The following is a 24877-nucleotide window of genomic DNA, read 5'->3' as shown; positions in this document are numbered from 1 at the left end:
GCCCTTCTGTCGGAATGAAAAACGGCCAACTGAGTTGGCCGTTTTTTTATGCGCCGGACTTCGGCGATCTGGAGTCCGCGGCCTTGGCCGGCGGCTTGCCAGCGGGTTTGAGCAACGGTTTCACCCTCGGCCAGACGTTTTGCAGAATCATGGGATGCGCTTTGGCCAGCGGATGAATCTGATCCTGCTGGAACCAGTCCGGATGCTCGGCAACACCGGCGAGCAGGAACGGGACATAGCCGGTCTTTTCCTGCTTGGCGACGGTGGAGAACATCGTGAAGAACTGCTCGCTATAGTCGGGGCCATAGTTCGGCGGGATGCGCATGCCGACGACGATCACCCGGCTGCCGGCCTTGCGCGATGCGGTGATCATTTCACGCAGATTGCTGCGTGTGAGGTCGAGCGGAATGCCGCGCAGCGCGTCGTTGCCGCCGAGTTCGATGATCGTGACGGCCGGATGGTAGCGATCGAGCAAGGGGGCGAGCCGCGCCCGTCCGCCGCTCGTGGTGTCACCACTGATACTGGCATTGACGACGTTATAATCGAAACCGCCTTGTGTGATCGTCTGCTGCATCAGATTGACCCAGCCGGCGCCTCGCGCAATGCCATATTCCGCCGAAAGGCTGTCGCCCACGACGAGAATCGTCGGCGCGCCAGAACTTGCCGCGTTCGCTGCGGTCCCTGTCAGCATGCACCAGCCAATGACGGCTGAGGCGGCCAATTTCAAGAACTCTCTTCTTGCCATGTCGTTTTCCGAAAACGTTATTGAAGTACGGGGTCTGGGCAAACGGTTGCGCGACGCCACCGGTGAGCTTGTCATTTTGCAGGATATCGATTTTGCCGTCGCGAAAGGCCAGAGTGTGGCGATCGTGGGGGCGTCGGGATCCGGGAAGTCCACATTGCTCGGTCTGATGGCCGGGCTCGACACCGCCACGGATGGCAGCATTACGCTGCTGGGCCAGTCGCTGGGTGAGCTCGACGAGGAAGGACGTGCCGCATTGCGGCGCGGTGCCGTCGGTTTCGTCTTCCAGTCTTTCCAGTTGATGCCGCACCTGACAGCGCTCGAAAACGTGATGCTTCCCCTCGAATTGCTGGGTGAGACACGTGAAGTGCGTAATCGTGCCGTCAAATTGCTCGAACAGGTGGGGTTGGGGTCGCGTCTGACGCACTATCCGAAGCAACTTTCCGGCGGTGAGCAGCAGCGCGTGGCGCTTGCGCGGGCATTCGTTACCGAACCTACCGTGCTGTTCGCCGACGAGCCGACGGGCAGCCTCGACACGGCCACCGGCGAGCGGGTCATCGATCTGATGTTCTCGCTCAACGAGGCGAGCGGGGCGACGCTGGTGCTGGTCACGCACGATCTGGCCATTGCGCAGCGCTGCGACGCCACTGTGCAACTCGCGGGTGGTCGGGTGGTCAACGGCGCTGCCGTCTGAGTACAGGACACCCCAAAAAAAGGAGAAGCCGCACTGGCTTCTCCTTTTTTACGTCCGGGCCTTTGATGTCGGCGCCTGCCGTCAGATCTTCTTCTTGAGCGCTTCGCCGGCAATGCGGATCAGCGAGGCCGTCGATGCGTCGTGCGCACCGGGCTTGAGTGAGTCGGGGTCGTTCAGCTCGGGTTCGATCGCGCGGCACAGCGTCTTGCCCAGCTCTACGCCCCATTGGTCGAACGGATTGATGTTCCAGATGGCAGCCTGAACGAATACCTTGTGTTCGTAGAGCGCGATCAGCGCACCGAGCCGCTCCGGCGTCAACTTGTCGATGACCAGCGTGTTGCTAGGACGGTTGCCATCGAAGCGACGCTGTGCAGCAAGTGGCCCGCCAGCTTGCTCGGGCGTCGCCATCGAACCGCCTTGCAGGAACGCCTCGCTTTGCGCGAAGCAATTGGCCAGCAGCTTGTGATGGTGATCGAGGTAAGCGGGCTGGTCGTATTGCGGTTCGAGCACGGCAATGAAATCGACCGGTACGAGCGTCGTGCCCTGATGCAGCATCTGGAAGTACGCATGCTGGCCGTTGGTACCCGGCTCGCCCCAGATGATCGGCGCGGTTTGCCACGAGACGGGGGAGCCATCGACCTGCACCGACTTGCCGTTGCTCTCCATATCGAGCTGTTGCAGGTATGGCGGGAGCTTTTGCAGCGCGTCGGTGTAGGGGGCGATGGACAGCGTCTGCGCGTCGAAGAAGTTGCGATACCAGATGCCGAGCAGGCCGAGCAGCACCGGCATGTTGGCTTCGAGCGGGGCGTGACGGAAGTGTTCGTCCATCGCATGCGCGCCGCTGAGCAGAGCATCGAAATGCGCCGCCCCCAGATAAAGCATCACGATCAGGCCGATAGAGGACCACAGGGAATAGCGACCGCCGACCCATTCGCCGAACTGGAACACGTTCTCGCGAAGAATCCCGAACTTCATGGCTTCGTCGACGTTGGTCGACACAGCGACGAAATGCTTGTTGAGTTCGCCCTCGGGAATGCCGTTCTCGATGAGCCATGCGCGAATGGTGCGCGCATTGGTCATGGTCTCGAGCGTTGTGAACGTCTTCGAGCAGACGACTACCAGTGTCGATTCCGGGTCGAGCGTCGGCAACGTGCGAGCGAGTTCCGTCGGATCGATGTTGGCGATGAAGTGTGCCGAGAGATCTGCGCGGCCATAGACGGCGAGGGCGTCGCACACCATGCGCGGCCCCAGATCCGAGCCACCGATTCCCACGTTGATCAGGTGCTTGATGCGTTTGCCCGTTGCGCCGACCCAGCGCCCGTCGCGAACCCGTTCGCTGAAGTCGCGCATGCGCGAGAGCGTTTCGCGCACGCCCTGGCTGACGTCGCCTGACGTGTCATGAAACAAGACGTCTTTCGGCGCGCGTAGCGCAATGTGCAACGCTGCGCGATCTTCGGTCACGTTGACGTGTTGACCGTCCCACATGGCATCGCGCTTGGCCGGCAGATGGCATTCGCGTGCGAGATGGGTGAGCAACGTGCGCGTTTTCTCGGTAATGCGATTCTTCGAATAGTCGAGATAGAGACCCGCAGCGTGCAGCGAGAAAGTTTCGACGCGTGTCTCGGCCCCCGAGCCGGCAAACCAGTCGCGCATCTGTTGTGCAGCGATCTCGTCGCGGTGTTCGAGGAGGGTGAGCCAGGCAGGAAGTTGGTCCAGACGAACGGATGTCTTGTACGGCATGTGCGGTAGGGCCATTTCGATAAGGCGAAGTATAACGGGTGTCGCTGCGAAATTACGCTGAAATGCGACGGCGGGCCGCTGTGGCCTATGGTGTCAGTGCTCGCAATTCTCGCAATTCGGCACGAATGGCGGGCAGGAGTTCGGACGCGGTCAATCCTGCGGGTCCGATGCCGTCCGTCACACAGCGCTGCGCGGCTTTGCCATGCAGCCATACCGCCGCCAGTGCCGCCTGGGGTGCGGGCATCCCTTGTGCGAGCAACGCGCCGATCGCGCCGGTCAGCACGTCGCCGGTGCCTGCGGTGGCGAGCCCGGCATTGCCCGTCGTGTTGATCCAGGCATGCGCACCATCGTCGACGATACTGCCGGAGCCCTTGAGCACCACCGTCGCGCCGAAATGCTGCGCCAGCGCGCGTGCCGACGCCAGACGATCCGACTGAATACGAGCGACATCGCAACCTGCCAGCCGTGCGGCTTCCAGCGGGTGCGGCGTGAAGACCGTCGGCCCGGCACGTCGGCGCACGCGTTCGGCAAGTGACGGCTCTGCGGCGAGCAGATTGAGCGCATCCGCATCGATGACCAGTGGCGTATGGTCGAGCGCGAGTGCACGTGACAGGCACGCTGCGGACGCCGCCGATGTGCCGAGCCCCGGCCCGATGCAGACCGCCTGCATCGTCGTGAGATCGAGGTCTTCGGCGAGACGCAGCATCAGTTCGGGATGTACGGGGTCCCACGCCGGTGCGTCGTGCGCGACGAAGCCGACGTAGACGCGCCCCGCGCCCGCCATCAAACCGGTGCGCGCCGAGAGCATCGGCGCGCCGACCATGCCGTGCTGTCCGCCGAGTACGGCGAGCGATCCGTAGCTGCCTTTGTGAGACGCGTGATGGCGCTGCGGCAGATCGGCGACAAACACGCTGGGGGCGCTGGTCGAGAGGGCGCCGTCGTCATGACGTGCCAGCGCCGCTTCGGCACCCAGCTTCGCCACGAGGACGTCGCCAGCCGCGTCGCGGCCGATGCCCGTCAACAGTCCCGGGCAGGCGCCCAGCATGGCGATCGTCACATCCGCGTGAATGACAGGACCGTCGGCGACGCCGGTGGCCGCCATCAGCCCGCTGGGGATGTCGATTGCGAGCACTGGCGTGCCTTGTTCATGGGCGTACGCGATATTGCGGACGAGCGCTGCGGCGGGGCCTTCCAGTGCGCGAGAGAGTCCGATGCCGAAAAGACCGTCCACGATCCATGCGTAGGCGCTGGGTTCGGGCCACGTCGATGGCGCGGGGCGCACCGGTACGCCGGCGGCAAGCGCTTCGGCGAGCGCCCAGCGCGCATCGTCGGCGGCGGGCGGCGCTAGTTGCCAGACGTCCACCAGTACCCCCCATCGATAGAGTTCATGCGCGGCAACGTAGGCATCGCCGCCGTTGTTACCGGGGCCGGCGAGCAACAGCACGGGTTGTCGGCCGGCACTTGCGAGGGCAGGCAGGCGGCTGTAAAGCCAACGCGCGACAGCGGCACCGGCGCGGGCCATCAGGGTGTGCGGTGGGAGCGTTGCGGCGGCGACGCGTTCGACATCGCGCAGCGCGCCGGGCAGGTACAAGCTCAGCGAGGCTGTCGGGTGCACGGCCTCGGATACGCTATCGGGGCGCGACGAGGATGCATGCGGGCGAGCAAGCGGACTGGCGTTGGCAGGGGAGGTATCGGTCGTGACGGCGGTTGCGTCATCGACACGCAAGGAATCGGACATGACAGTCAGGTCTCCCGGAGACGAGGGCGGCGAGCGCAAGGTATGGTGTCACGCCCCGGGGGAGAACACGTGGCGGGCGCCACACGATGCGAACCGATCTGGAGATTATGCCGCCAATCCCCCGTTCTGCCTGCCGGTGCGAATCCCGACATGGTGTCGGTGATGTCCGACACGGCGTTGCCGCATGCCGTTCCATCCCTGGTGCCCGGGCCAGCCTGACGATCCTTTAGCGGTCGTAGCGCGCGAGGGTCAGTCCGTTGAGATCGATCTCGGGCGTCTGTCCGGAGATGACGTCGGCGAGTACGCGTCCCGAGCCGCAGGCCATCGCCCAGCCGGTCGAGCCGTGACCGACATTGAGGAAGATGCCGGGCAGGTGCGTGGCGCCGAGCAGCGGCGGACCATCGGGCAACATCGGACGCGCCCCGACCCATGCCCGTGCTTCACGGTACTTGCCGGCGCCGGGGAACCAGTCCGTCGCCACTTTGTAGAGCGTGGCGATCGCGCGCTCGCGCAGAACGAGCTGCGTGTCACCCAATTCGGCCGTGCCGGCAATGCGCAGGCGATTGCCTTGCGGGGTGATCGCGGTCTTGTAAGACTCGTCCATGACGGCGACGCGCGGGCTGAACAGTTCGGTCTTCACCGGCACCGTGATCGAGTAACCCTTGATCGGCCACAGCGGCAGATCGATGCCCAGCGGTCGCAGCAGCGACGTGCTGGCAACGCCCGCAGCGATCACCACGGCGTCGGCTTCGAGCGACGCCTTCTGACCGGTCTGCGCCGTGCTCGCCGTCTCGACGGTCACGCCGGCGCGGCCGACGTTCGGGCGTACGGACAGCACGGTCGTTTCCGTGGCGAGCGTCACGCCCATGTCGCGGGCGATCTGTGCGAGGCGCTTGGTGAAGAGCGGGCAGTTGCCGGTCTCGTCACGCGGCAGATGCAGACCGCCTGCGAGCGGGGCATCGGTCGAGAGCGCGGGTTCGAGCTTGCGGCACTCGTCTGCGCTCAGCAGGCGATGCGGCACCTCGTTCTCGGTGAGCATGGCGCGCGCCGGCTCGTTCATCTTGATTTCGCGTTCGGTACGGAACAGTTGCAGGTAACCCTGCGTATGTTCGTATTCGAAAACGTGACTTTCGCGCAGTTCGTGCAGGCAACGCTGACTGTAGAACGCCAGACGCTGCATGCGCTCGCGATTGGCGCGATAGCGATCGAGCTTGCACTCGCGCAGCCAGCGTGCCGCCCAGCGCCACGTGCCGGCGGACAGGCCGGGCCGGAAGATGAGCGGGCTGGCCGAGCTGAACATGTAGCCCAGCAGTTTGCGCGGCATGCCGGGCGCTGCCCAGGGCGTGACGTAGCCCGGCGCGATGACGCCTGCATTGCCGAAACTGCTCTCTTGCGCAACCGTGCTATTGCGCTCGATGAGCGTGACCGTGTGCCCCGCGGCGGCCAGATAGTAGGCGGTACACGTGCCAATGACCCCGCCGCCGATAACGATGACCTTCATTCCCAACCGTCTGGTGTGTGGCGAACGCCCGTTCGTTCGCTTGTTAGTGTCGTTCTATGACGTGCTGCGAGCCCGGAAACCGGCGGAAATCGACCGTAATCGACCCATGGCGGCCAAAATCGGGTGCATCGCGGCCCGTTTGGATACGGGGCGCATAGGTTACCAGAGAGACGCCCTCACAGGGCGGGACGCCACCAAGAATGACCGTCTCACACTCGGGTATAACCCGGGGTAAGCAGGGTATAATCCCGGTTTGTCGTTCCCCCGCGTTCTGAACGCCTCGCCTTCCGTCCTTCCATGACTCACATTGCCTGCTTCGCCGGCGCCTTGGCGCTCTCCGAATTCCGCCAGCAACGTCTTCTGCAGACCCTGCAAGCCATCGACAGTTCGATCGTGCGCATCGACGCCCGCTACGTGCACCTCGTAGCCAGTGCCGAACCGCTCTCGAATGACGACGTGGCGCGCGTGGCCGGTCTGCTCACTTACGGTGAGCCGGTACGCGAGGAGCCGGTCGGCGATCAACTGTTGGTGATCCCGCGTCTGGGCACGATTTCGCCGTGGGCGAGCAAGGCCACCGATATCGCCCGCAACTGCGGTATCGACCACGTACGTCGCATCGAGCGCGCCGTCGAATACACGATCGGCGTGAAGTCGGGCCTGCTGGGCGGCAAGAAGTCGCTCGCGCCCGAGGTGCTGGTGCAGGTCGCCGCCGTGCTGCACGACCGTATGACCGAAGCGGTTGTCGCCACGCGCAAGGACGCCGAAGCGCTCTTCGTCGAACTGCCGGCCAAGCCGCTGCAGACGATCGACGTGATCGGCGCAGGCCGCAGCGCGCTCGAAGCCGCGAACCGGGATCTGGGGCTGGCGCTGGCCGAAGACGAGATCGATTATCTGGTCGATGCCTTCACGTCGCTCAAGCGTAACCCGACCGACGTCGAACTGATGATGTTCGCGCAGGCCAACAGCGAACACTGCCGCCACAAGATTTTCAATGCGAACTGGACCATCGACGGCCAGGTGCAGGACAAGTCGCTGTTCCAGATGATCAAGAACACGCACCAACTGCACCCGCAGGGCACGGTGGTGGCGTATTCGGACAACGCTTCGGTGATGGAAGGCGCCGAAGTCGAGCGCTGGTATCCGCGCGGCGCCGATGGCAAGTACGGCCGCAGCGTCGAACTCACGCACACGCTGATGAAGGTGGAGACGCACAACCACCCGACCGCCATTTCGCCGTTCCCCGGCGCCTCGACGGGCGCGGGCGGCGAGATTCGCGACGAAGGCGCGACGGGCCGTGGATCCACGCCGAAGTCGGGCCTGACGGGGTTCACCGTCTCGAATCTGGCGCTGCCGGACGCGCGCGAATCGTGGGAAACCGATCGCGACGTGGCGGTGCCGCCGTCGCTGCGCAAGCCGGAGGACACTGGGGGCGATTATGGTCGCCCGGATCGTATTGCGTCGCCGCTTCAGATCATGATCGACGGCCCGCTCGGCGGCGCTGCGTTCAACAACGAATTCGGCCGCCCGAACCTCGGCGGTTACTTCCGCGCCTACGAACAGAACGTGGGCGGTCGTGTGCGCGGCTATCACAAGCCGATCATGATCGCGGGCGGCATGGGCAACATCGCCGCGCAGCATACGCACAAGCACGACCTGCCGGCCGGTACGCTGCTCATCCAGATCGGCGGCCCGGGCATGCGCATCGGGATGGGCGGCGGCGCCGCCAGCTCGATGGCGACGGGTACCAACACGGCTGAACTCGACTTCGATTCGGTGCAGCGTGGCAACCCGGAAATCGAGCGCCGTGCGCAGGAAGTCATCAACTGGTGCTGGCGTCAGGGCGAAGCCAACCCGATCCTGTCGATTCACGACGTGGGCGCGGGCGGGATTTCGAACGCGTTCCCCGAACTGGTCGACGGCGCCAGCAAGGGCGCGCGTTTCGACCTGCGTCAGGTGCAGCTCGAAGAGTCGGGCATGTCGCCGGCCGAAATCTGGAGTAACGAAGCGCAGGAGCGCTACGTGCTCGCCATTGCGCCGGACAGCTTCCCGGCGTTCCAGGAAATTTGCCAGCGCGAGCGTTGCCCGGTGGCGGTCGTGGGTATCGCCACGGACGAGCGTCAGCTGAAGCTCGTCGATCCGATGCATCCGGAGTCGCCGGACCCGGTCGACATGCCGATGGACGTGCTGCTCGGCAAACCGCCGCGCATGCACCGCGACGTCAAGCGCGCGAAGCAGGAACTGCCGCCGGTCGACGTGACCGGCCTGTCGCTCGACGACGTGGCGCGTGCGGTGCTGCGTCACCCGACGGTGGCCAGCAAGTCCTTTCTGATTACCATCGGCGACCGTACCGTGGGCGGTCTGACTGCACGCGATCAGATGGTCGGTCCGTGGCAGGTGCCGGTAGCCGATTGCGCCATCTCGCTGATGGACTACGCCGGGTATCGCGGCGAAGCGATGACGATGGGCGAGCGCACGCCGCTGGCCGTCATCGACGCCCCGGCATCGGGACGCATGGCGGTTGGCGAAGCCATCACCAACATTGCGGCTGCGCCGATTGCGTCGCTCGACCAGATCAAGCTGTCGGCCAACTGGATGGCGGCCTGCGGCACGGAGGGCGAAGACGCCGCGCTGTTCGACACCGTGAAGGCCGTCGGCATGGAGCTTTGCCCGGCGCTGGGCCTGTCGATTCCGGTGGGCAAGGATTCGCTGTCGATGCGCACCAAGTGGGATGACGCGGGGCGTGCGAAGGACGTGGTCGCCCCGGTCTCGCTGATCGTCTCGGCGTTCGCCCCGGTGGAAGACGTTCGCCGTCATCTCACGCCGCAACTGCGTTCGGTTGCAGATGCCGGCGAAACGGTGCTGATCGCCATCGATCTGGGCCACAGCAAGAATCGTCTGGGCGGCAGTATCCTCGCGCAGGTCACGCAGCAGATCGGCGACGTCACGCCGGATCTGGATGATCCGGCCGACCTCCAGCGCTTCTTCGACGTGATTCAGAAGCTCAACCGCGACGGCAAGCTGCTCGCCTATCACGATCGTTCGGACGGTGGTCTGTTCGCGACGGTGGCGGAAATGGCGTTTGCCGGTCACGTCGGTGTCTCACTCAACGTCGACATGCTGACGCTCGACGAAGGCTTCGAGTCCGACTATGGCGACGCCAAGGATTGGGCGAAGCAGACGGTGGGCCGTCGTGAAGACAAGACGTTGCGTGCGCTCTTCTCGGAAGAGTTGGGTGGCGTGATTCAGGTGCGCGCCGCAGAGCGCGATGCCGTACTGCAGACGTTGCGCGAAGCGGGCCTGTCGTCGGTCACGAACGTGATCGGCAAGCCGAATACGAACGACGTCATCGAAATCTACCGCGACGCCAAGAAGATCTTCGGTGCGTCGCGTGCCGAACTGCAACGCGTGTGGACGGAAGTGAGCTGGCGTATCGCGCGTCTGCGCGACAACCCGGCGGCGGCCGATGCCGAGTACGAAGCACTGAACGACACGAGCGACCCGGGCCTCTCGCCGAAGCTGACGTTCGACCCGAGCGAAGATGTGGCGGCGCCGTTCGTTTCGACGGGCGCGCGTCCGAAGGTCGCGATCCTGCGCGAGCAGGGCGTGAACTCGCATCTGGAAATGGCTTACGTGCTGGACAAGGCCGGTTTCGAAGCTTATGACGTCCACATGAGCGATCTGCTTGCGGGCCGTCACTCGCTGGAGGCGTTCAAGGGCTTCATCGCGTGCGGTGGTTTCTCGTATGGCGACACGCTGGGCGCCGGTGAGGGCTGGGCCAAGACGATTCTGTTCAACCCGTCGCTGGCCGAGCAGTTCGCGGGCTTCTTCAATCGCGCCGACACGTTTGCGCTGGGTGTCTGTAACGGTTGCCAGATGATGAGCAACCTGTCGAACCTGATCCCGGGCGCAGCGGCATGGCCGAAGTTCACGTACAACCAGTCGAAGTACGAAGCGCGTCTCACGCAAGTCGAAGTGCTCGATTCGCCGTCGCTGTTCTTCAAGGACATGGCCGGCTCGCAGTTGCCGATCGTCATTGCGCACGGTGAAGGCTTCGCTAACTTCGGTCAGCAGGGCAACATCGATCAGGCGATCGCTGCCATGCGTTTCGTCGACCATCGTGGTCAGCCGACCGAGCAATATCCGTTCAACCCGAACGGTTCGCCGCGCGGCCTGACGGCGGTCACGACCGGCGACGGCCGTTTCACTGTGATGATGCCGCACCCGGAGCGCGTGTTCCGCACCGTACAGATGAGCTGGGCGCCGGAGCAGTGGGGCGAAGATAGCCCGTGGATGCGCATGTTCCGTAACGCCCGTCGTTGGGTGGCCTGATCGCGTGAGTCGACGATGACTTCGCAGCGGATCGCGAAGTCGTCTCGCAAGCACTGCCAGAAAACCGCTTGCCCCGTCAGGGGGTAAGCGGTTTTTTCATTTGGGGATGTCTTGAGTCCAAACAAAAATCCCGCCGTGAGGCGGGATTTTCTTATGGCATCGGCAAGCGAACCGCTTACTGAATCTTGGCCTTCTTTTCCAGACCGTCGATAAAGCCTTGCAGCTTCTCTTCCTGCATCTGCTGCATCAACTGCGGCTTGACGTCGGAGAGCGGCGGGACCTGCGCGTCGCGAACGTCGTCGAGTTCGAGCACGTGATAGCCGAACTGCGTCTTGACCGGCGTTTGCGAGTACTGGCCCTTTTGCAGCTTTTGCAGCGCGTCGGCGAACTCGGGCACATAGGCGTTGGCCGGCGACCAGTCGAGGTCTCCGCCGTTTTGCGCCGAACCCGGATCCTTCGAATATTGCTTGGCCAGATCGGCGAACTTCGCGCCGCCCTTGAGCTTCGCGATGATGTCCTTGGCGGTATCTTCGCTCGGCACCAGAATGTGACGGGCGTGATATTCCTTGTCGCCGAACTGCTTCTTCAACTGGTCGTAACGCGCTTGCAACTCGGTATCGGTGACCGGCGACGTCTTCTGGAAGTCGGCGATCAGTGCGCGGATGAGCACGCCTTGCTCGGCGAGCTTGATCTGCTGCTTGACGGCCGGGTCAGTGGCGAGACCCTTGCTGATGGCGGCCTGCGCGAGCACTTCGCGCTTGACCAGCTCTTCGCGCACCTGCTGTTGCAGTTGCGGCGAGTTCGGCTGACCCTGACGCACCATTTCACGCACCATGGCGTCGGCGCGGGCCACAGGCACCGGCGTGCCGTTCACGACGGCAACGTTCTGGGCGAGGGCGGGGAGGGAGACGGCGGTCAGCGACACGGCGGCGCCGAGCGCCAGTGCCGTGCGGGCGAGTTTCAATGCCATGCTGTTTTTCCTAACGAATGACGAAGGCAAGGTTAATCGACGGGGGACGCGTCGCATGCGAGTTACGCTTCGCCCGGGGCGAGCGCAACGATGGCGAGGGCGTGAATGCCGTTCTGCATCAAATCGGCCAACGCATCATACACCAGGCGGTGACGCGCAACGCGGTTACGTCCGGTAAACGCCGCAGATACGATGCGCACGTTGTAATGGCCGCCCGAGGCGGCGCCGGCGTGACCGGCGTGCCGCGCACTGTCGTTCTCGAGCGCGAATTCGAGCGGGGAAAGCGCAGCGGTGAGCCGCGCTTCGATTTGCTGTTCCATGGTCATGGCGATAGCTTCCTGACGAACGACGTTACTCGTCCTGCTTGATGTACTTGGCGAGCCACAGGCTCTGCACCACGATGAACACGACCATGAGGCCCATGCCGCCGAAGAGCTTGAAGTCAACCCAGGTGTCGGTGGAGAAGTGGTACGCGATGACCAGATTCAGCACGCCCATCACGAGGAAGAACAGCGCCCAGCTGAAGTTTACGGCGCGCCAGAGGTGTTCTGGCAAAGCCATCTGCTTTTCCATCATCGCGCGAATCAGGTTCTTGTTGAACATCAGTTCGGCGACGAACAGCGTGATACCGAAGAGCCAGTACAGCGCCGTCGGCTTCCATTTGATGAACGTTTCGTCGTGCAGGAGCATGGTCGCACCGCCGAACACGACGATGATTGCCAGACTCACCCACTGCATGGGCTCGACCTTGCGGTGACGCAGCCACATCCAGATGACCTGGGCAATCGTCGTGACGATCGCGATGCCGGTAGCGACATAAATGCCGGCGAATTTGAAGGCGACGAAAAACAGGATGACCGGTAACAGGTCGAAGAGAAATTTCATGAAGTCTCGGCTTGGGGGCTTCGGGGTTTCCGTGTTCTCGCTTCCTGGCACGAAGCGCCAGGGAGCAAACCCGCATTATATTTCAAAGGCCCGGCCCAGGAATGGGACAAGAACGGGCCAGTGTCCGAAAGCCGGGACGGCGGCGTCGCGCAAGCACAGGACGCCGCGAGAGACTTACTCGACGAATTCGATGCGCTTCACATCGATGTCATTCGGCTTCATACGATGGGTGTCGACCTCGCCGATGATGCGTATCAGCGTCTTGTCGGTAATCTGACGTCCGGTCGGCAGATACTTGTCGTCGATCTCGACTTCGATCGTGCCGGAGGCGTCCTTGAACGTGTAGTGCTCGTGCCTGAGCTGATTGACGATGTGGCCTTCGATCACGGCTTCCATGTCTTTCGGGGCCTTGAGCGCCTGTTCGACGGTCACGGCGCGGGGCATGACCGAAGGCACGGCGATAGTGCCACCGGCCGTGCCGCCTGCCTGCGGCACATTGATTTGCGCCTGAGCGGGCAAGCTGAGGGCGGCGCCCCCGGCGATCAGCGAGGCGGCGAGGGCAAGAGTGAGACGGCGATCCGATTTCTTGGACATGACAAGGGCTCCCAATAAAAAGTCAGGTGGACGCAAGCCTATAGCCAAAAAACGCAAATTTCGGGCGAACGCCGCTAATTTCACGACATTTCACCGCTAGTCAGCGGCGCATGGCCGCATTTTGGAAGCGGACGCCGAAGCGTCCGCTGGTTGATAGCTTACCCTCAGTCCTGCGTCGATTTGTCGGACTTGCCTTCCTTGTCCTCGAAATTCAGCGACGCCGAGTTGATGCAGTAACGCAGGCCGGTCGGTTGAGGGCCGTCTTCGAAGACGTGCCCGAGGTGCGCGTCGCAATTGTGGCAGCGCACTTCCACACGCACCATGCCATGGCTGTAATCGGTGACTTCGTCGATCCTGGCGCCTTCGACCGGCTTCGAATAGCTCGGCCAGCCGCAGCCGGCATCGAATTTCTCGGTCGACTCGAACAGCGGTTCGCCACAGCAAATGCAGCGGTACGTGCCATCTTTCCAGTGATCCCAGTAACGGCCGGTGAAGGCGCGCTCGGTCGCGGCGTGACGGGTGATCTGATACTCGACGTCATCGAGTTGGGCACGCCATTCGGCGTCGGTCTTTTCCACATTGCTCATGAGAGTCTCCTGAGGGGCGGCGAACCCGGTGGGGCTGCCGCGCGACATATCGGTTCAGCGTGCGTCGAACAGGGCAAAGATGGGGGCGAGGCGGCGATTTGCAATGGACTGCGGCCGCTGCCACCGCGCTTGCCCTATGCGTAGGTCAGGACGAGCAACTGACTTCGAGCTGGCCGGCCCAGTCAGGCGGCAACTCGGCGTAGCGCTCGAATTCCGGCTGTTCGTCGTACGGATGCGAGAGCACCTTGAGCAACGTCTCGACCTCGGAGAAGTCTTTCTCGTTGGCCCGCCGGATGGCGACTTCCGCCAGATGGTTGCGCAGGATGTATTTCGGATTGACGAGTCGCATCGCCACGGCGCGCTTTGCGTCCGTGCTGGCTTCATGACGCAGACGAGCGCGGTAATCCACGGCCCATGCATCGAAACCCAGACGGTCGATGAACATATCGCGCAGCGGCGCATCGGCGTCGGAATTGTCGATCTGGAGCGTGGCAAGTGTGCGGAACAGATGCGTGAAGTCGACCCGGCCCTCGTGCATCAGCTTGAACAGACGATTGATGAGCGTTTCATCGTCGGCATGCGATTCGCGCAGGCCCAGCTTGGCCCGCATGCGCAGATCGATTTCCTCGGCGAAGCGCGTCTTGAAGACGGGCAGTACGGACTGTGCCTGCTCGATGGCGGCTTCCCCCTCACCGAACAACGGCAGCAGCGATTGCGCGAGGCAGAACAGATTCCAGTAGGCCACATTGGGCTGCGCCTGATACGCATAACGACCCTGCGTATCGGAGTGGTTGCAGATGTGGTGGGCGTTGAAGCCGTCGAGAAAACCGAACGGGCCGTAATCGATCGTCAGACCGAGCATCGACATGTTGTCGGTATTCATCACCCCGTGACAGAAACCGACGGCTTGCCAATGTGCGACGAGCTCGGCCGTCGCATCGCACACGGCGCTCAGCAGCGCGAGATAAGGGTTGGCCTCCTCGCGGCAGTGCGGGTAGTGATGATCGATGGTGAAGTCGGCGAGCTGACGCAGCGCTTCGTATTGATCGCCGGCCCAGAAATGCTCGAAGTGGCCAAAGCGGATGAAACTCGGCGACAGGCGCGTCACGACGGCGGCCGTCTCGATGGTTTCGCGTCGCACCGGGGCGTCGGAGCCGATGACGCACAGCGCACGCGTGGTCGGCACGCCAAGGTGGAACATCGCTTCGGAGCCGAGGAATTCACGAATCGACGAACGCAGCACAGCGCGTCCGTCGCCCATCCGCGAATAAGGGGTAAGGCCACCGCCCTTGAGCTGGATTTCCCAGCGTCCGCCGGGGCCATCCGACTCGCCGAGCAGCAGCGCACGACCGTCGCCCAACTGACCTGCCCAGACGCCGAACTGATGGCCGGAATACACGCTGGCAAGCGGGTCACCTCCGGCCAACGGCGCATTGCCCGCGAACGTGGCGAGAAACTCCGGATCCCGCGCCGCCTCAGGCGACCAGCCGAGCAGTCGGGCTGCATCCGCAGAAAACCCCACGAGATACGGCTCGGGCAAGGGTTGCGGTGGCAGACGCGTGTAGAAGGTGGGCCCGAGCGTCGCGAAACGGTTCGTCAAAGATAGCGGTCCGAACGGCTTGAGCGATGCGGATACGGCGGTGGGAACAGGGGCGGGGCGGTCGGTGGCCGGCATTGGGGACGTTCCTGATGGTGAACAAACATTCTACTTGAGGTGTCCGTCGCTTGCTGCCGGGTTGCGTACACTGGCAGCGCGTGACGTGTGCTGCGCCGCACAAGCGATGGGCGTTGACCCGCCGGGCCGGCCCGTCAAGAATGATTCACGTCGACGGGCGCAAGTGCACGCATCGTGCGCTGCCGCTTGTCGGTCCGCAAGACAATGCACCGCCTGTCCATCGGGCGATGCTCACGCGTTCCCGAGGCTTTCGACGTTCCCAGTGTTACCGACCGCCGTTCCAGACGTATCCCCGTAATTCCGGTTATTCCGACTTTTCTGGAGATTCGACGTATGGCAACACCGCTCCTCGGCCAGATGATGGCCGCGCCGCTCCTGATTTCCTCGCTGCTCACCCATGCCGCACGTCACCACGGCGACACCGAGATCGTGTCTCGCCGAGTCGAGGGTGACATACATCGCTATACCTGGCGCGACGCCGAGCAGCGCGCGCGCAAGCTTGCCCAGGCGTTGCGGCGTCTGGGCGTGGGCGACGGCGAGCGCGTGGGTACGCTGGCATGGAACGGATATCGTCACCTCGAACTGTATTACGCCGTATCGGGCATGGGCAGCGTGGTGCATACCGTCAATCCCCGGTTGTTTCCCGAACAGATCGCCTACATCGTCAACCACGCGGAAGATCGTTACGTCGCCTTCGACATCAACTTCCTGCCACTGGTGGAGACCATCGCAGCGCAATGCCCCGGGGTGCAGGGCTGGATCGCGATGACCGATCGCGAACATTTGCCGGCGTCGAACCTGTCGTTGCTCTGCTATGAGGATCTCGTGGCCGCAGAGGACGGGAATTTCGAGTGGCCGTCGATGGACGAGAACACCGCGTCAGGCCTTTGCTACACCTCCGGCACCACGGGCAATCCGAAGGGCGTGCTCTACAGCCATCGCTCGACAGTGTTGCATGCGTTCGGCGCGTCGCTGCCCGACGCCATGTGCATGTCCGCGCGCGACGCCGTGCTGCCCGTCGTGCCGATGTTCCACGTGAACGCCTGGGGGCTGCCGTATTCCAGCGCACTGACCGGCGCGAAGCTCGTCTTCCCCGGAAAAGACCTGGACGGCAAATCGCTCTATGAACTCTTCGAGGCGGAAGGGGTGACGTTTTCGGCCGGTGTGCCGACCGTCTGGCTCGGATTGCTGACCTATGTGAAGTCGATCGGCGGGCGTTTCTCCACGCTGGAGCGCACGGTGATCGGGGGATCGGCGTGCCCGCCCGCCATGCTGCAATCGTTCGAAAAGGATTATGGGGTGCGAGTCATCCACGCGTGGGGCATGAGCGAGATGTCGCCGCTCGGTACGTTGTGCCACCTGCGCAAGCACCATCGTGACCTGCCGGAGTCGGCGCAGCAGCACATCCTCGAGAAACAGGGGACCGCGATCTATGGCGTCGATCTGAAGATCGTCGGCCCGGACGGCGAAGCGTTGCCTTGGGACGGCAAGGCATTCGGCGACCTCTATGCGCGCGGCCCATGGGTGCTGGATCGCTACTTCGGCATGGAAACTTCGCCGTTGGTGGACGGTTGGTTTCCGACCGGTGACGTGGCGACGATCGATCCCGAGGGCTACGTGCAGATCACCGATCGCAGCAAGGACGTCATCAAATCGGGGGGCGAGTGGATCAGTTCCATCGACGTCGAGAACGTCGCCATGGCGCACCCGGACATTCACGAGGCGGCTTGCATCGCCATTCATCATCCGAAGTGGGAGGAGCGGCCGCTGCTGGTCGTCGTGCGCAAGCCGGGCGCGACGCTGACACGGGAGGAGGTGCTGGCGTTCTATCAGGGACGTGTCGTGAAGTGGTGGATTCCGGACGATGTCGTGTTCGTCGACGAGATTCCCCATACCGCCACCGGCAAGATGCTCAAACTCAAGCTGCGGGAGAAGTTCCGCGACTACGCGCCGACACCGTGATGTTTCTGTGATGTCGGGCGGCGTGCTCCGGAATCGGTTCGGAAATCTCCGAGCCGAAGGTCGGACCCCGCCGCAAATGCCCTGTTGACGCCGGTTTTCGAGCGATCCCGAGCGATTTCGGCCGTACGTCCCCTCTATAATGTCAGCCTGAATTTCCCCCGATGCGGCGCTCCGCGCCCTGTCTTTCATTGGCTTTCCGAAGGAGACGCAGTGCATCTTCTGAGTGCCACCGCCGGCCTCGTGCTTGTGAACGGTGTGAGCTACGGCTTGCTGCTGTTCATGCTGTCGAGCGGACTCACGCTCATCTTCAGCATGCTGGGCGTGCTGAATTTTGCGCACGCCAGCTTCTACATGCTTGGGGCCTACTTCGCTTATGCACTGTCGACGGCGATCGGCTTCTGGCCTGCGCTGATCGTGGCGCCCCTGATCGTCGGCGTTGCCGGCGCGCTGTTCGAGCGTGGCGTGTTGCGGCGCTTGCGAGCGCGTGGCGCGCTGGCGGAACTACTGGCCACGTTCGGACTGGCATACCTCGTGGTGGAGCTCGTGCAGCTCGCCTGGGGCCGTGGGCCGGTCGATTACGCGGTGCCTGCGGTCTTCGCGGGGGTGTTGGTTCACATTGCGGGAATTGCCGTGCCGGCCTATCGGCTATTCCTGATGGGGCTCGCGTGCGCGATCGCGTTGCTGGTCTGGGTGGCGTTTCGGGCGACACGCGCCGGGCTGGTGCTGCAAGCCGCACTCTCGCAGCCGGCGATGACGCAGGCGCTCGGGTATGACGTGCCCTCCCTATACACAGCCGTGTTCGCCTGTGGGGCCGCGCTGGCGGCGCTTGCCGGGGCGGCGGGCGGCAACGTGCTGGTGACGGAACCCGGCATGGCGGCTACGGTCGGCAGCGTGGTGTTCGTGGTGGTGGTGGTCGGCGGTCTGGGGTCGTTGGGGGGCGCGTTCGCAGCCTCCGTGCTGATCGGACTGCTGCAAACGTGGGCCGTCACGAGCGATGCCACACTCGATCCCTCGTGGCTGCAAGGCGCGCTCGGCGATGCGCTCGCGCCCGTCCTCCATTTGAGCGTTGCCCAACTGGCACCTGCCGTTCCTTATCTGTTGATGGTTGCGGTGTTGTTATGGCGACCGCGCGGTCTCTTTGGCGTGAGGGAGGGGTGATGGACGACATGATCGTCGGTACGCCGCACGTCCTCGCGGTGTCATGGCGGCGCCGTATTGTGGTGTGGGGCGCCTTTGCCGTCATCCTCGTTGTGGCCCCCTGGTGCTTTCCGTCTGATGCCGCGCTCACGCTGCTGACCCAAATGGGGACGGCGGCCATCCTCGCGCTGTCGTTTAATCTGTTGCTGGGCTCCACGGGCTTGCTGAGCTTTTGCCATGCGACCTACGCCGGGATCGGGGCCTATGCGGGCGTGTGGTGCATGAATCGCATCGGCGCGCAGGGGCTGCCGGTGTCGATGGCGCTCGTGCCGTTCGCGGGTGGTCTGGCCGGCGGTGCGGCGGGTGCGACATTGGGCTACGTCACGACACGTCGCGCTGGCATGACGTTCGCCATGATTACGCTTGGGGTGGCAGAACTCGTCTGGGTGATGGCGGCGATGTTGCCCGAATGGTTCGGTGGCGAGCGCGGCATACCGACCGATCGCACGCTTGGCGCGCCTTGGTTGGGCATGATGTTCGCGACGCAGCGAGAGGTCTATGGCCTCGTCGCGGTGTGGCTGCTCGTCTGTGCCGCGGCGATGTATGGCGTGACGCGAACGCCGCTGGGATTCCTTGCCCGCGCGGTGCGCGATAACGCCGCACGCGTGGCCTTTCTGGGGCAGTCGCCTGCGGCTGTGCGATACCGCATGCAGATCATTGCGGCGGCGTTTGCCGGCGTCGCGGGTTCGTTGGGCGCGCTGAATTTCGAACTGGTGAGTGCGGATACGTTCAGTCTGGAGCGCTCGGGCGTTGTCCTCGTCTTCACGGTGCTCGGCGGGACCGCTTACTTTGCGGGGCCAATGCTGGGGGCGGTTGTCGGCGTGTTCGCGACCGTCGTGCTCGCGACCATCACGCGCGCGTGGCAGCTCTATCTCGGGCTGGGCTTTCTCGCCGTGGTGGTGTTTGCGCCGGGAGGCATCGCCGGACTGTTGGCGGTGCACTGGCGCGCATGGCGCGACGGTTTCGTGCGCACGCTCTGGAAGCCCTACGTGCTGTTGTGCGCCGGTCTGGTGCTCACCGTTGCGGGGCTGGTCGCCATCGTTGAAATGACCTACGGCATTCGTCTTGCCGTCGACGGTTCACCTGTGCCCGGCAATCTGGGCCAGCATCTGGGTTCCGGGGCGTGGGGAGTGGCAACGGTGACATTGATCGTCGGCATCGCCGTCACGGTGTTTGCTGGCCGCGATTTGCGCGGCAAGGCGGCCATTGCCGGTTTCCTCGCGGAGAAACGCCAATGAGCGCGGCATCGTTGGATTACGGTCTGTCTGCACAAGCCCTGAGCGTGCGCGGTGTGCGCAAGTCGTTCGGGCGCACGCAGGTGCTGACCGGCGTCGATCTTACGCTTGCGCCAGGTGAGCGGCTCGCGATCATCGGACCGAACGGTGCGGGAAAAAGTACCTTGTTCGATGTGATCACCGGAAGAACGCGGCCAGACGGTGGGCGCGTGCTGATGCGTGAGCGCGATGTCACCGGGCGTGCACCGCACGTGATCAGTCGGCTGGGGTTGTCTCGCAGTTTTCAGACGTCGCAACTGTTCGGGCAGATGAGCGTCATCGATCATCTGCGTTGCGCGGGACTGTGGCCGAGCGGGCATCGCTATACGTTCTGGCGCCGTATGCGCGGACTAAGCGATGTGACTCGTCGCAGCGAGGCGTGGCTGGTGCGTTTGGGGCTGGAAGCACGCCGCGATGTGCCTGCGGGGGCGTTGAGCTACGCAGAACAACGCGTGCTGGAGATCGGCTTGTGCGCGGCGTCGGCGGGCAGTGTGATGTTGCTCGACGAACCCACTGCGGGCATGAGCCAGTCGGAGTCGGCGCGCATGGTCGAACTGATCGCCGAACTCAGCCGGGGACGTTCGCTGCTCATGATCGAACACGATATGCAGGTCGTCTTTTCGCTTGCCGACAGAATCGCAGTGTTGGCACGCGGTGCCGTGATCGCGTGCGACACGCCGGCGCGCATTCGCACCCATCCCGACGTTCGCATGGCGTATCTCGGCGAATTCGCGGACCGGTTGGACGGTGCGGGTGCAGGAGGCGAGCGCGATGCTTGAACTGATCGACGTCAGAGCGGGCTACGATGGCAGCCGTGTCTTGCATGGCGTGACGATGCGGGTTGCGCCGGGCGAGATCGTCGCCGTGCTCGGCCGTAACGGCGCGGGCCGATCCACGCTCGCGCGCGCCATCATGGGGCAATTACCTCGCGAGGGTGAGATTCGGTGGCGCGGGCAATCGCTGGTCTCGTTGGCATCTCATCAGATCGCCAGGCTGGGCGTGGGCTACGTGCCCGAGACGCGCGATGTCTTCGGCCCACTGACCGTGCTTCAAAACCTTCAGCTAGGGTTGGGGGTGGCGAGGGCGAAGCGCCCCTCGGCTGAACCAGAGCGGGGTATGACGCTTGCGCAGGCCTTCGAGCGCTTCGAAGAACTGGCGCCGCGTCGCGATGCACCGGCCGCATCGCTATCGGGGGGCGAACAGCAATTGCTTTCCCTGTGTCGGGCGATGATGGCGGGTCCGGACCTGCTGATCGTCGACGAACCGACTGAGGGACTGGCGCCACGCGTGGTGGCGAGAATCGGCCGCATTCTTACGGATCTGCGTGCGACCGGGGTCGCCATTCTGCTCGTCGAGCAAAAGCTCTCACTGGCGCTTAGCTGTGCGCAGCGGGTCGCTGTCATGGGGCGTGGGGCGCTGGTGTTCGAAGGCACGCCGGACGCGCTGGCAGCCGCGCCCGAGATCCGCCGTGAATGGCTCGAGGTGTAGCGCTGCGCTAGAATCGAACGATCGTCTTGCCGCCGCTTCATTTCGCGCGGCGCCCCCGATGACGTCAACAATATAAGGAAAGAGACAAGGATGAGCACGGCTTATGAAGTTCGTGACGGCGTGGCCGTCATCACACTGGAGAATCCCCCGGTCAATGGCTTGGGGCACGCCACGCGCGCAGGTATTGCTCAAGGGTTGACGCAGGCGCAGGCGGATTCGCAAGTCCGTGCCGTGGTGCTGATCGGTGGGGGCAAGGCATTCTCCGGCGGAGCCGACATCCGTGAATTCAATACGCCGAAGGCAACGCAAAGCCCGTTGCTTGTTGACGTGATCAACGCGCTCGACGCCTGCACCAAGCCTGTCGTGGCAGCGGTGCATGCCGTCGCCATGGGCGGTGGACTGGAACTGGCACTGGCCTGTCACTACCGGGTGGGATTGCCCGGCGCCCAGATCGCGTTGCCCGAAGTGAAGCTGGGCCTGTTGCCCGGCGCCGGCGGCACACAACGCCTGCCGCGCGCGATCGGTGTCGTGCGGGCGCTCGACATGGTGGTGTCAGGGCGCGTCGTGAAGTCCGAAACGCTGGTCGGCACGCTGTTCGCCAAGATGTTCGAAGGCAGCCACGACGATCTGTTGAACGGCGCCATCGCCTTTGCCAGCGAAGTCGCGGCGAAGGGCGAGGCATTGCCGCGATTGCGCGACGTTGCCATTGGTGACGCCGACGGCTCCGCGCAATTGGCTATCGACGCAGCACGCGAGAAAGTTCAGCGCGAACAGCCGCATTTTCCCGCGCCGCACAAGTGCGTGGCGGCCGTCGAAGCCGCGCTGCAACGTCCGTTCGACGAGGGCGTGAAATTCGAACGCGAGTGCTTCGTGGCGTTGGTCAGCTCGCCGGAATCGAAGGCCCTGCGTCACGCGTTTCTGGGTGAGCGTGCCGCCGCCAAGATCGCCGATGTACCGGACGATACGCCGGTGCGCAATATTGAGCGCGTGGCGGTGATCGGGGCCGGAACGATGGGCAGCGGAATTGCCATGACGTTTGCCAATGCCGGTATCCCCGTCACGCTGATCGACACGACCGAAGCGGCCCTCACACGCGGTGTCGAGGCCATGCGTGGCAATTACGGTCGCGCTGTTACCCGGGGCAAGTTGTCGGCTGAGGATGCCGAAAAACGTCTCGCGCGCATTCATGGCAGCACGGATTTCGAAGCGGCAGCGGAAGCCGACCTCATCGTCGAAGCGGTGTTTGAAGACATGAGCGTCAAGCAGGTCGTGTTCCGTGAACTGGACAAGGTGGCCAAGGACGGCGCCATTCTGGCGTCGAATACGTCGACACTGAATCTCGATGCACTGGCCGAAACGACGTCGCGCGCGCAGGATGTCATCGGCATGCACTTCTTCAGCCCGGCAAACGTGATGCGTCTGCTGGAAGTCGTGCGCGGCGCGCATACCGGCAAGGACGTGCTGGCAACGGTGATGAAGCTCGCGAAACGCATCGGCAAGCTCGCCGTGGTGGCGCGTGTGTGCGACGGTTTCATCGGCAACCGCATGCTCGAACCGTACTTCAAGCAGTCGCAATGGATGGTGGAGCAGGGGGCGACGCCAGCGCAAGTGGATGCCGCTATCGAGCGTTTCGGTTTCGCGATGGGTCCGTTCCGCACCAGCGACCTGGCGGGCAACGATGTCAGTTGGGCGATTCGCAAGCGCCGTCATGCGGAACACCCCGGCATTGTGTATCCCAAGATTGCTGACGTGCTGTGCGAGGCGGGGCGTTTCGGACAGAAGACGCATGCCGGCTGGTACGACTATGCCGAGGGTGACCGCACGCCGAGGGAGTCGGCCAAGGTCGCCCAGATGATCGACGAGTACCGGAAAGGGAACGGCATCGTGCCGCAGGTGTTTTCCGACGAAGAAATCGTCGACCGACTGGTTTATGCACTGGTCAACGAAGGCGCCAGGGTGCTCGCCGATGGGACTGCTGCTCGCGCGTCGGACATCGACATGGTGTATCTGAACGGCTATGGCTTCCCGCTGTGGCGCGGCGGCCCGATGCTCTATGCGGATATGGTCGGTCTCGAAAAGGTGCTGGCGCGCGTGCAGGCGTTCGAGAAAGAAGCCCATGGCGAAGATTGGACGCCGGCGGCCCGACTTGTCGAACTGGCGCAGGCCGGCAAGCGCTTTAACGGCTGATGTGACACGCCACATGGCCGGGACGATGAAGGAAGAGGGAAGGACATGAAACCGATGGATGACGTGCTGCTCGTGATCGACGTGCAGAACGACTTTATGCCCGGTGGCGCGCTTGCCGTACCACACGGCGACGAAGTGGTGCCGGCGATCAATGCGTTAGCGAGCCAGTTCGCTCATGTGGTAGTGACGCAGGACTGGCATCCGGCGGCTCACGTGTCATTCGCTGGCAATCATCCGGGACGTCAGCCATTTGAGACCGTTGCGCTGCCCTATGGCGAGCAGGTGTTGTGGCCGGCGCATTGTGTCCAGGATACCCACGGTGCGGCACTGCACGCGGGTTTGCACATCCCACACGCACAGGCGGTCGTGCGCAAGGGCTATCAGGTCGGCGTCGACAGTTATTCGGCGTTTCTCGAGGCTGACCGCAAGACGCCGACGGGACTCGCCGGCTATCTTCGCGACAAGGGCGTGCGGCGTGTGCACTGCGTGGGTCTTGCGACGGATTTCTGCGTCGCGTGGAGTGCGCTCGATGCGAAAGCGGCGGGTTTCGACGCGAGTGTCATCGAACACGCTTGCCGTGCCATCGACCTTGACGGCTCGCTGGCGAAGGCATGGGCGTCGCTAGCGGCGGCAGGTGTCTCGCGTGTTTAGTGTGTGATGCGTGCGTGACAGGTCGCGTGATTTATTGCGCGAATCTTTACGCGAGTCAGTCGATGGCATCCCGGATTCAAGTCGTCGATTCAATTACCGATGGAAAAGGGCGCAGCGCATTGGGCGGTGTGCCGACAGTTAAAGATATGACGATGGACACGTTTTACCGTTTTGGCCCAGGTGGCCGGAGTTCCCGATGAGTACGCTCTCCATTCGCTCGGGATTTACCGATCATCTGGGTATCGAGTTGCTGCGTGCAGAAGACGGCGAGTCGACATTGCGGCTGGCACTCTCGGCCAGGCATCTCAATAGCTGGGAGGTCATGCACGGTGGCGTCACGATGGCGCTGCTCGACATGGCAATGAGTACGGCCAGCCGTAGCGTTGCCCCTGAAGGCACCGGCGTGGTCACGATCGAGATGAAGACGAGTTTCATGCAACCCGGGTCGGGCGAGATGCAGGCGTTCGGACGCCTGCTGCACCGTTCGACGACGATGGCTTATTGCGAGGGCGAGGTGCGCGACGCCAACGGCAAGCTCGTCGCCAAGGCGATGGGGACGTTCAAGTATCTGCGTCGTCTTGCCGTCGGACGCGAAGTGCGCGAGCAACGACGTCCCGGTGAGCCGAGCGGGGACTGAGGTCCCGGCGTCCCGCAAACGCGATT

Annotated in this window: 20 protein-coding genes and 1 pseudogene; 11 read left to right on the top strand and 10 right to left on the bottom strand. The window is 63.7% G+C overall.

What is annotated here, in order from left to right:
• Positions 1-46 precede the first annotated feature (46 nt).
• Positions 47-691, bottom strand: coding sequence for an arylesterase (locus PCA20602_RS06130; protein ID WP_150720580.1), 645 nt, complete (start codon positions 689-691; stop codon positions 47-49).
• A gap of 52 nt (positions 692-743) precedes the next feature.
• Here PCA20602_RS06130 and PCA20602_RS06125 point away from each other — a divergent pair, with 52 nt between their 5' ends.
• Positions 744-1436, top strand: a complete 693-nt coding sequence (locus PCA20602_RS06125) for an ABC transporter ATP-binding protein (protein ID WP_069343309.1) — start codon at positions 744-746, stop codon at positions 1434-1436.
• Between the two features lie 81 nt (positions 1437-1517).
• Here the strand turns inward: PCA20602_RS06125 and pgi are convergent, their stop codons facing one another.
• The 3 genes from pgi to PCA20602_RS06110 form a co-directional block, all read right to left on the bottom strand.
• Positions 1518-3176: a glucose-6-phosphate isomerase gene (gene pgi, locus PCA20602_RS06120; protein ID WP_174980842.1), complete on the bottom strand. Its 1659-nt coding sequence runs from the start codon at positions 3174-3176 to the stop codon at positions 1518-1520.
• Positions 3177-3261: 85 nt separating this feature from the next.
• On the bottom strand, positions 3262-4914 hold the full coding sequence (locus PCA20602_RS06115) for an NAD(P)H-hydrate dehydratase (RefSeq protein ID WP_150720427.1): 1653 nt from the start codon (positions 4912-4914) through the stop codon (positions 3262-3264).
• Between the two features lie 226 nt (positions 4915-5140).
• Positions 5141-6415: a D-amino acid dehydrogenase gene (locus PCA20602_RS06110; protein WP_150720426.1), complete on the bottom strand. Its 1275-nt coding sequence runs from the start codon at positions 6413-6415 to the stop codon at positions 5141-5143.
• 297 nt (positions 6416-6712) lie between these two features.
• On the opposite strand from PCA20602_RS06110, the gene purL reads away from it, so the two are divergent.
• A complete protein-coding gene (purL, locus tag PCA20602_RS06105; protein ID WP_150720425.1) occupies positions 6713-10744 on the top strand; it encodes a phosphoribosylformylglycinamidine synthase in 4032 nt (1343 codons plus the stop codon).
• A 175-nt stretch (positions 10745-10919) separates the two neighbouring features.
• Here the strand turns inward: purL and PCA20602_RS06100 are convergent, their stop codons facing one another.
• The 6 genes from PCA20602_RS06100 to PCA20602_RS06075 all read right to left on the bottom strand — a co-directional run bounded on the left by PCA20602_RS06100 (position 10920) and on the right by PCA20602_RS06075 (position 15455).
• A complete protein-coding gene (locus PCA20602_RS06100; protein ID WP_150720424.1) occupies positions 10920-11714 on the bottom strand; it encodes a peptidylprolyl isomerase in 795 nt (264 codons plus the stop codon).
• Between the two features lie 62 nt (positions 11715-11776).
• Complete coding sequence (locus PCA20602_RS06095; RefSeq protein WP_039397988.1) at positions 11777-12040, bottom strand: BolA family protein; 264 nt, start codon at positions 12038-12040, stop codon at positions 11777-11779.
• A 25-nt stretch (positions 12041-12065) separates the two neighbouring features.
• On the bottom strand, positions 12066-12599 hold the full coding sequence (locus PCA20602_RS06090; protein WP_069343266.1) for a septation protein A: 534 nt from the start codon (positions 12597-12599) through the stop codon (positions 12066-12068).
• A 174-nt stretch (positions 12600-12773) separates the two neighbouring features.
• Positions 12774-13193 carry a YgiW/YdeI family stress tolerance OB fold protein gene (locus PCA20602_RS06085; protein WP_150720423.1) on the bottom strand — a complete coding sequence of 140 codons (420 nt, stop codon included), beginning with the start codon at positions 13191-13193 and terminating at the stop codon, positions 12774-12776.
• A gap of 164 nt (positions 13194-13357) precedes the next feature.
• Positions 13358-13780 carry a peptide-methionine (R)-S-oxide reductase MsrB gene (msrB, locus tag PCA20602_RS06080; protein ID WP_150720422.1) on the bottom strand — a complete coding sequence of 141 codons (423 nt, stop codon included), beginning with the start codon at positions 13778-13780 and terminating at the stop codon, positions 13358-13360.
• Positions 13781-13925: 145 nt separating this feature from the next.
• On the bottom strand, positions 13926-15455 hold the full coding sequence (locus PCA20602_RS06075; RefSeq protein WP_150720421.1) for a protein adenylyltransferase SelO: 1530 nt from the start codon (positions 15453-15455) through the stop codon (positions 13926-13928).
• 333 nt (positions 15456-15788) lie between these two features.
• Between PCA20602_RS06075 and PCA20602_RS06070 the strand changes: the two genes are divergently transcribed.
• The 9 genes and pseudogenes from PCA20602_RS06070 to PCA20602_RS06035 all read left to right on the top strand — a co-directional run bounded on the left by PCA20602_RS06070 (position 15789) and on the right by PCA20602_RS06035 (position 24851).
• Positions 15789-17417: a 3-(methylthio)propionyl-CoA ligase gene (locus PCA20602_RS06070; RefSeq protein WP_150720420.1), complete on the top strand. Its 1629-nt coding sequence runs from the start codon at positions 15789-15791 to the stop codon at positions 17415-17417.
• A gap of 210 nt (positions 17418-17627) precedes the next feature.
• Positions 17628-18575, top strand: a complete 948-nt coding sequence (locus tag PCA20602_RS06065; RefSeq protein ID WP_150720419.1) for a branched-chain amino acid ABC transporter permease — start codon at positions 17628-17630, stop codon at positions 18573-18575.
• Positions 18575-19852, top strand: a complete 1278-nt coding sequence (locus PCA20602_RS06060; protein ID WP_150720418.1) for a branched-chain amino acid ABC transporter permease — start codon at positions 18575-18577, stop codon at positions 19850-19852. The genes PCA20602_RS06065 and PCA20602_RS06060 overlap by 1 nt, the downstream gene beginning before the upstream one ends.
• Positions 19849-20394: pseudogene (locus PCA20602_RS06055) on the top strand (ABC transporter ATP-binding protein); the annotation flags it as partial. The gene PCA20602_RS06060 and the pseudogene PCA20602_RS06055, both read left to right, overlap by 4 nt.
• Complete coding sequence (locus PCA20602_RS26355; RefSeq protein ID WP_425495647.1) at positions 20383-20667, top strand: ABC transporter ATP-binding protein C-terminal domain-containing protein; 285 nt, start codon at positions 20383-20385, stop codon at positions 20665-20667. The pseudogene PCA20602_RS06055 and the gene PCA20602_RS26355, both read left to right, overlap by 12 nt.
• Positions 20660-21376 (top strand): ABC transporter ATP-binding protein, encoded by a 717-nt coding sequence (locus tag PCA20602_RS06050; protein WP_150720416.1) that lies wholly within the window; start codon positions 20660-20662, stop codon positions 21374-21376. The genes PCA20602_RS26355 and PCA20602_RS06050 overlap by 8 nt, the downstream gene beginning before the upstream one ends.
• Before the next feature lie 90 nt (positions 21377-21466).
• Positions 21467-23563, top strand: coding sequence for a 3-hydroxyacyl-CoA dehydrogenase NAD-binding domain-containing protein (locus tag PCA20602_RS06045; protein WP_150720415.1), 2097 nt, complete (start codon positions 21467-21469; stop codon positions 23561-23563).
• Between the two features lie 45 nt (positions 23564-23608).
• Entirely contained in the window at positions 23609-24214 is a 606-nt protein-coding gene (pncA, locus tag PCA20602_RS06040; protein WP_150720414.1) for a bifunctional nicotinamidase/pyrazinamidase, read from the top strand.
• A 196-nt stretch (positions 24215-24410) separates the two neighbouring features.
• Positions 24411-24851 (top strand): PaaI family thioesterase, encoded by a 441-nt coding sequence (locus tag PCA20602_RS06035; protein WP_150720413.1) that lies wholly within the window; start codon positions 24411-24413, stop codon positions 24849-24851.
• Positions 24852-24877: the final 26 nt, after the last annotated feature.

Origin of the sequence: Pandoraea capi (genome assembly GCF_902459735.1) — a bacterium.
GTDB lineage: Bacteria > Pseudomonadota > Gammaproteobacteria > Burkholderiales > Burkholderiaceae > Pandoraea > Pandoraea capi.
Note: the sequence above shows the minus strand (reverse complement) of the source record. Positions and strands in the feature narration are given on the sequence as shown.

Coding starts and splice junctions, on each gene's coding strand:
- PCA20602_RS06130 (WP_150720580.1), bottom strand. CDS start 691: ATGCTGACAGGGACCGCAGCGAACGCGGCAAGTTCTGGCGCGCCGACG.
- PCA20602_RS06125 (WP_069343309.1), top strand. CDS start 744: ATGTCGTTTTCCGAAAACGTTATTGAAGTACGGGGTCTGGGCAAACGG.
- pgi (WP_174980842.1), bottom strand. CDS start 3,176: ATGCCGTACAAGACATCCGTTCGTCTGGACCAACTTCCTGCCTGGCTC.
- PCA20602_RS06115 (WP_150720427.1), bottom strand. CDS start 4,914: ATGTCCGATTCCTTGCGTGTCGATGACGCAACCGCCGTCACGACCGAT.
- PCA20602_RS06110 (WP_150720426.1), bottom strand. CDS start 6,415: ATGAAGGTCATCGTTATCGGCGGCGGGGTCATTGGCACGTGTACCGCC.
- purL (WP_150720425.1), top strand. CDS start 6,713: ATGACTCACATTGCCTGCTTCGCCGGCGCCTTGGCGCTCTCCGAATTC.
- PCA20602_RS06100 (WP_150720424.1), bottom strand. CDS start 11,714: ATGGCATTGAAACTCGCCCGCACGGCACTGGCGCTCGGCGCCGCCGTG.
- PCA20602_RS06095 (WP_039397988.1), bottom strand. CDS start 12,040: ATGACCATGGAACAGCAAATCGAAGCGCGGCTCACCGCTGCGCTTTCC.
- PCA20602_RS06090 (WP_069343266.1), bottom strand. CDS start 12,599: ATGAAATTTCTCTTCGACCTGTTACCGGTCATCCTGTTTTTCGTCGCC.
- PCA20602_RS06085 (WP_150720423.1), bottom strand. CDS start 13,193: ATGTCCAAGAAATCGGATCGCCGTCTCACTCTTGCCCTCGCCGCCTCG.
- msrB (WP_150720422.1), bottom strand. CDS start 13,780: ATGAGCAATGTGGAAAAGACCGACGCCGAATGGCGTGCCCAACTCGAT.
- PCA20602_RS06075 (WP_150720421.1), bottom strand. CDS start 15,455: ATGCCGGCCACCGACCGCCCCGCCCCTGTTCCCACCGCCGTATCCGCA.
- PCA20602_RS06070 (WP_150720420.1), top strand. CDS start 15,789: ATGGCAACACCGCTCCTCGGCCAGATGATGGCCGCGCCGCTCCTGATT.
- PCA20602_RS06060 (WP_150720418.1), top strand. CDS start 18,575: ATGGACGACATGATCGTCGGTACGCCGCACGTCCTCGCGGTGTCATGG.
- PCA20602_RS26355 (WP_425495647.1), top strand. CDS start 20,383: ATGTTGCTCGACGAACCCACTGCGGGCATGAGCCAGTCGGAGTCGGCG.
- PCA20602_RS06050 (WP_150720416.1), top strand. CDS start 20,660: ATGCTTGAACTGATCGACGTCAGAGCGGGCTACGATGGCAGCCGTGTC.
- PCA20602_RS06045 (WP_150720415.1), top strand. CDS start 21,467: ATGAGCACGGCTTATGAAGTTCGTGACGGCGTGGCCGTCATCACACTG.
- pncA (WP_150720414.1), top strand. CDS start 23,609: ATGAAACCGATGGATGACGTGCTGCTCGTGATCGACGTGCAGAACGAC.
- PCA20602_RS06035 (WP_150720413.1), top strand. CDS start 24,411: ATGAGTACGCTCTCCATTCGCTCGGGATTTACCGATCATCTGGGTATC.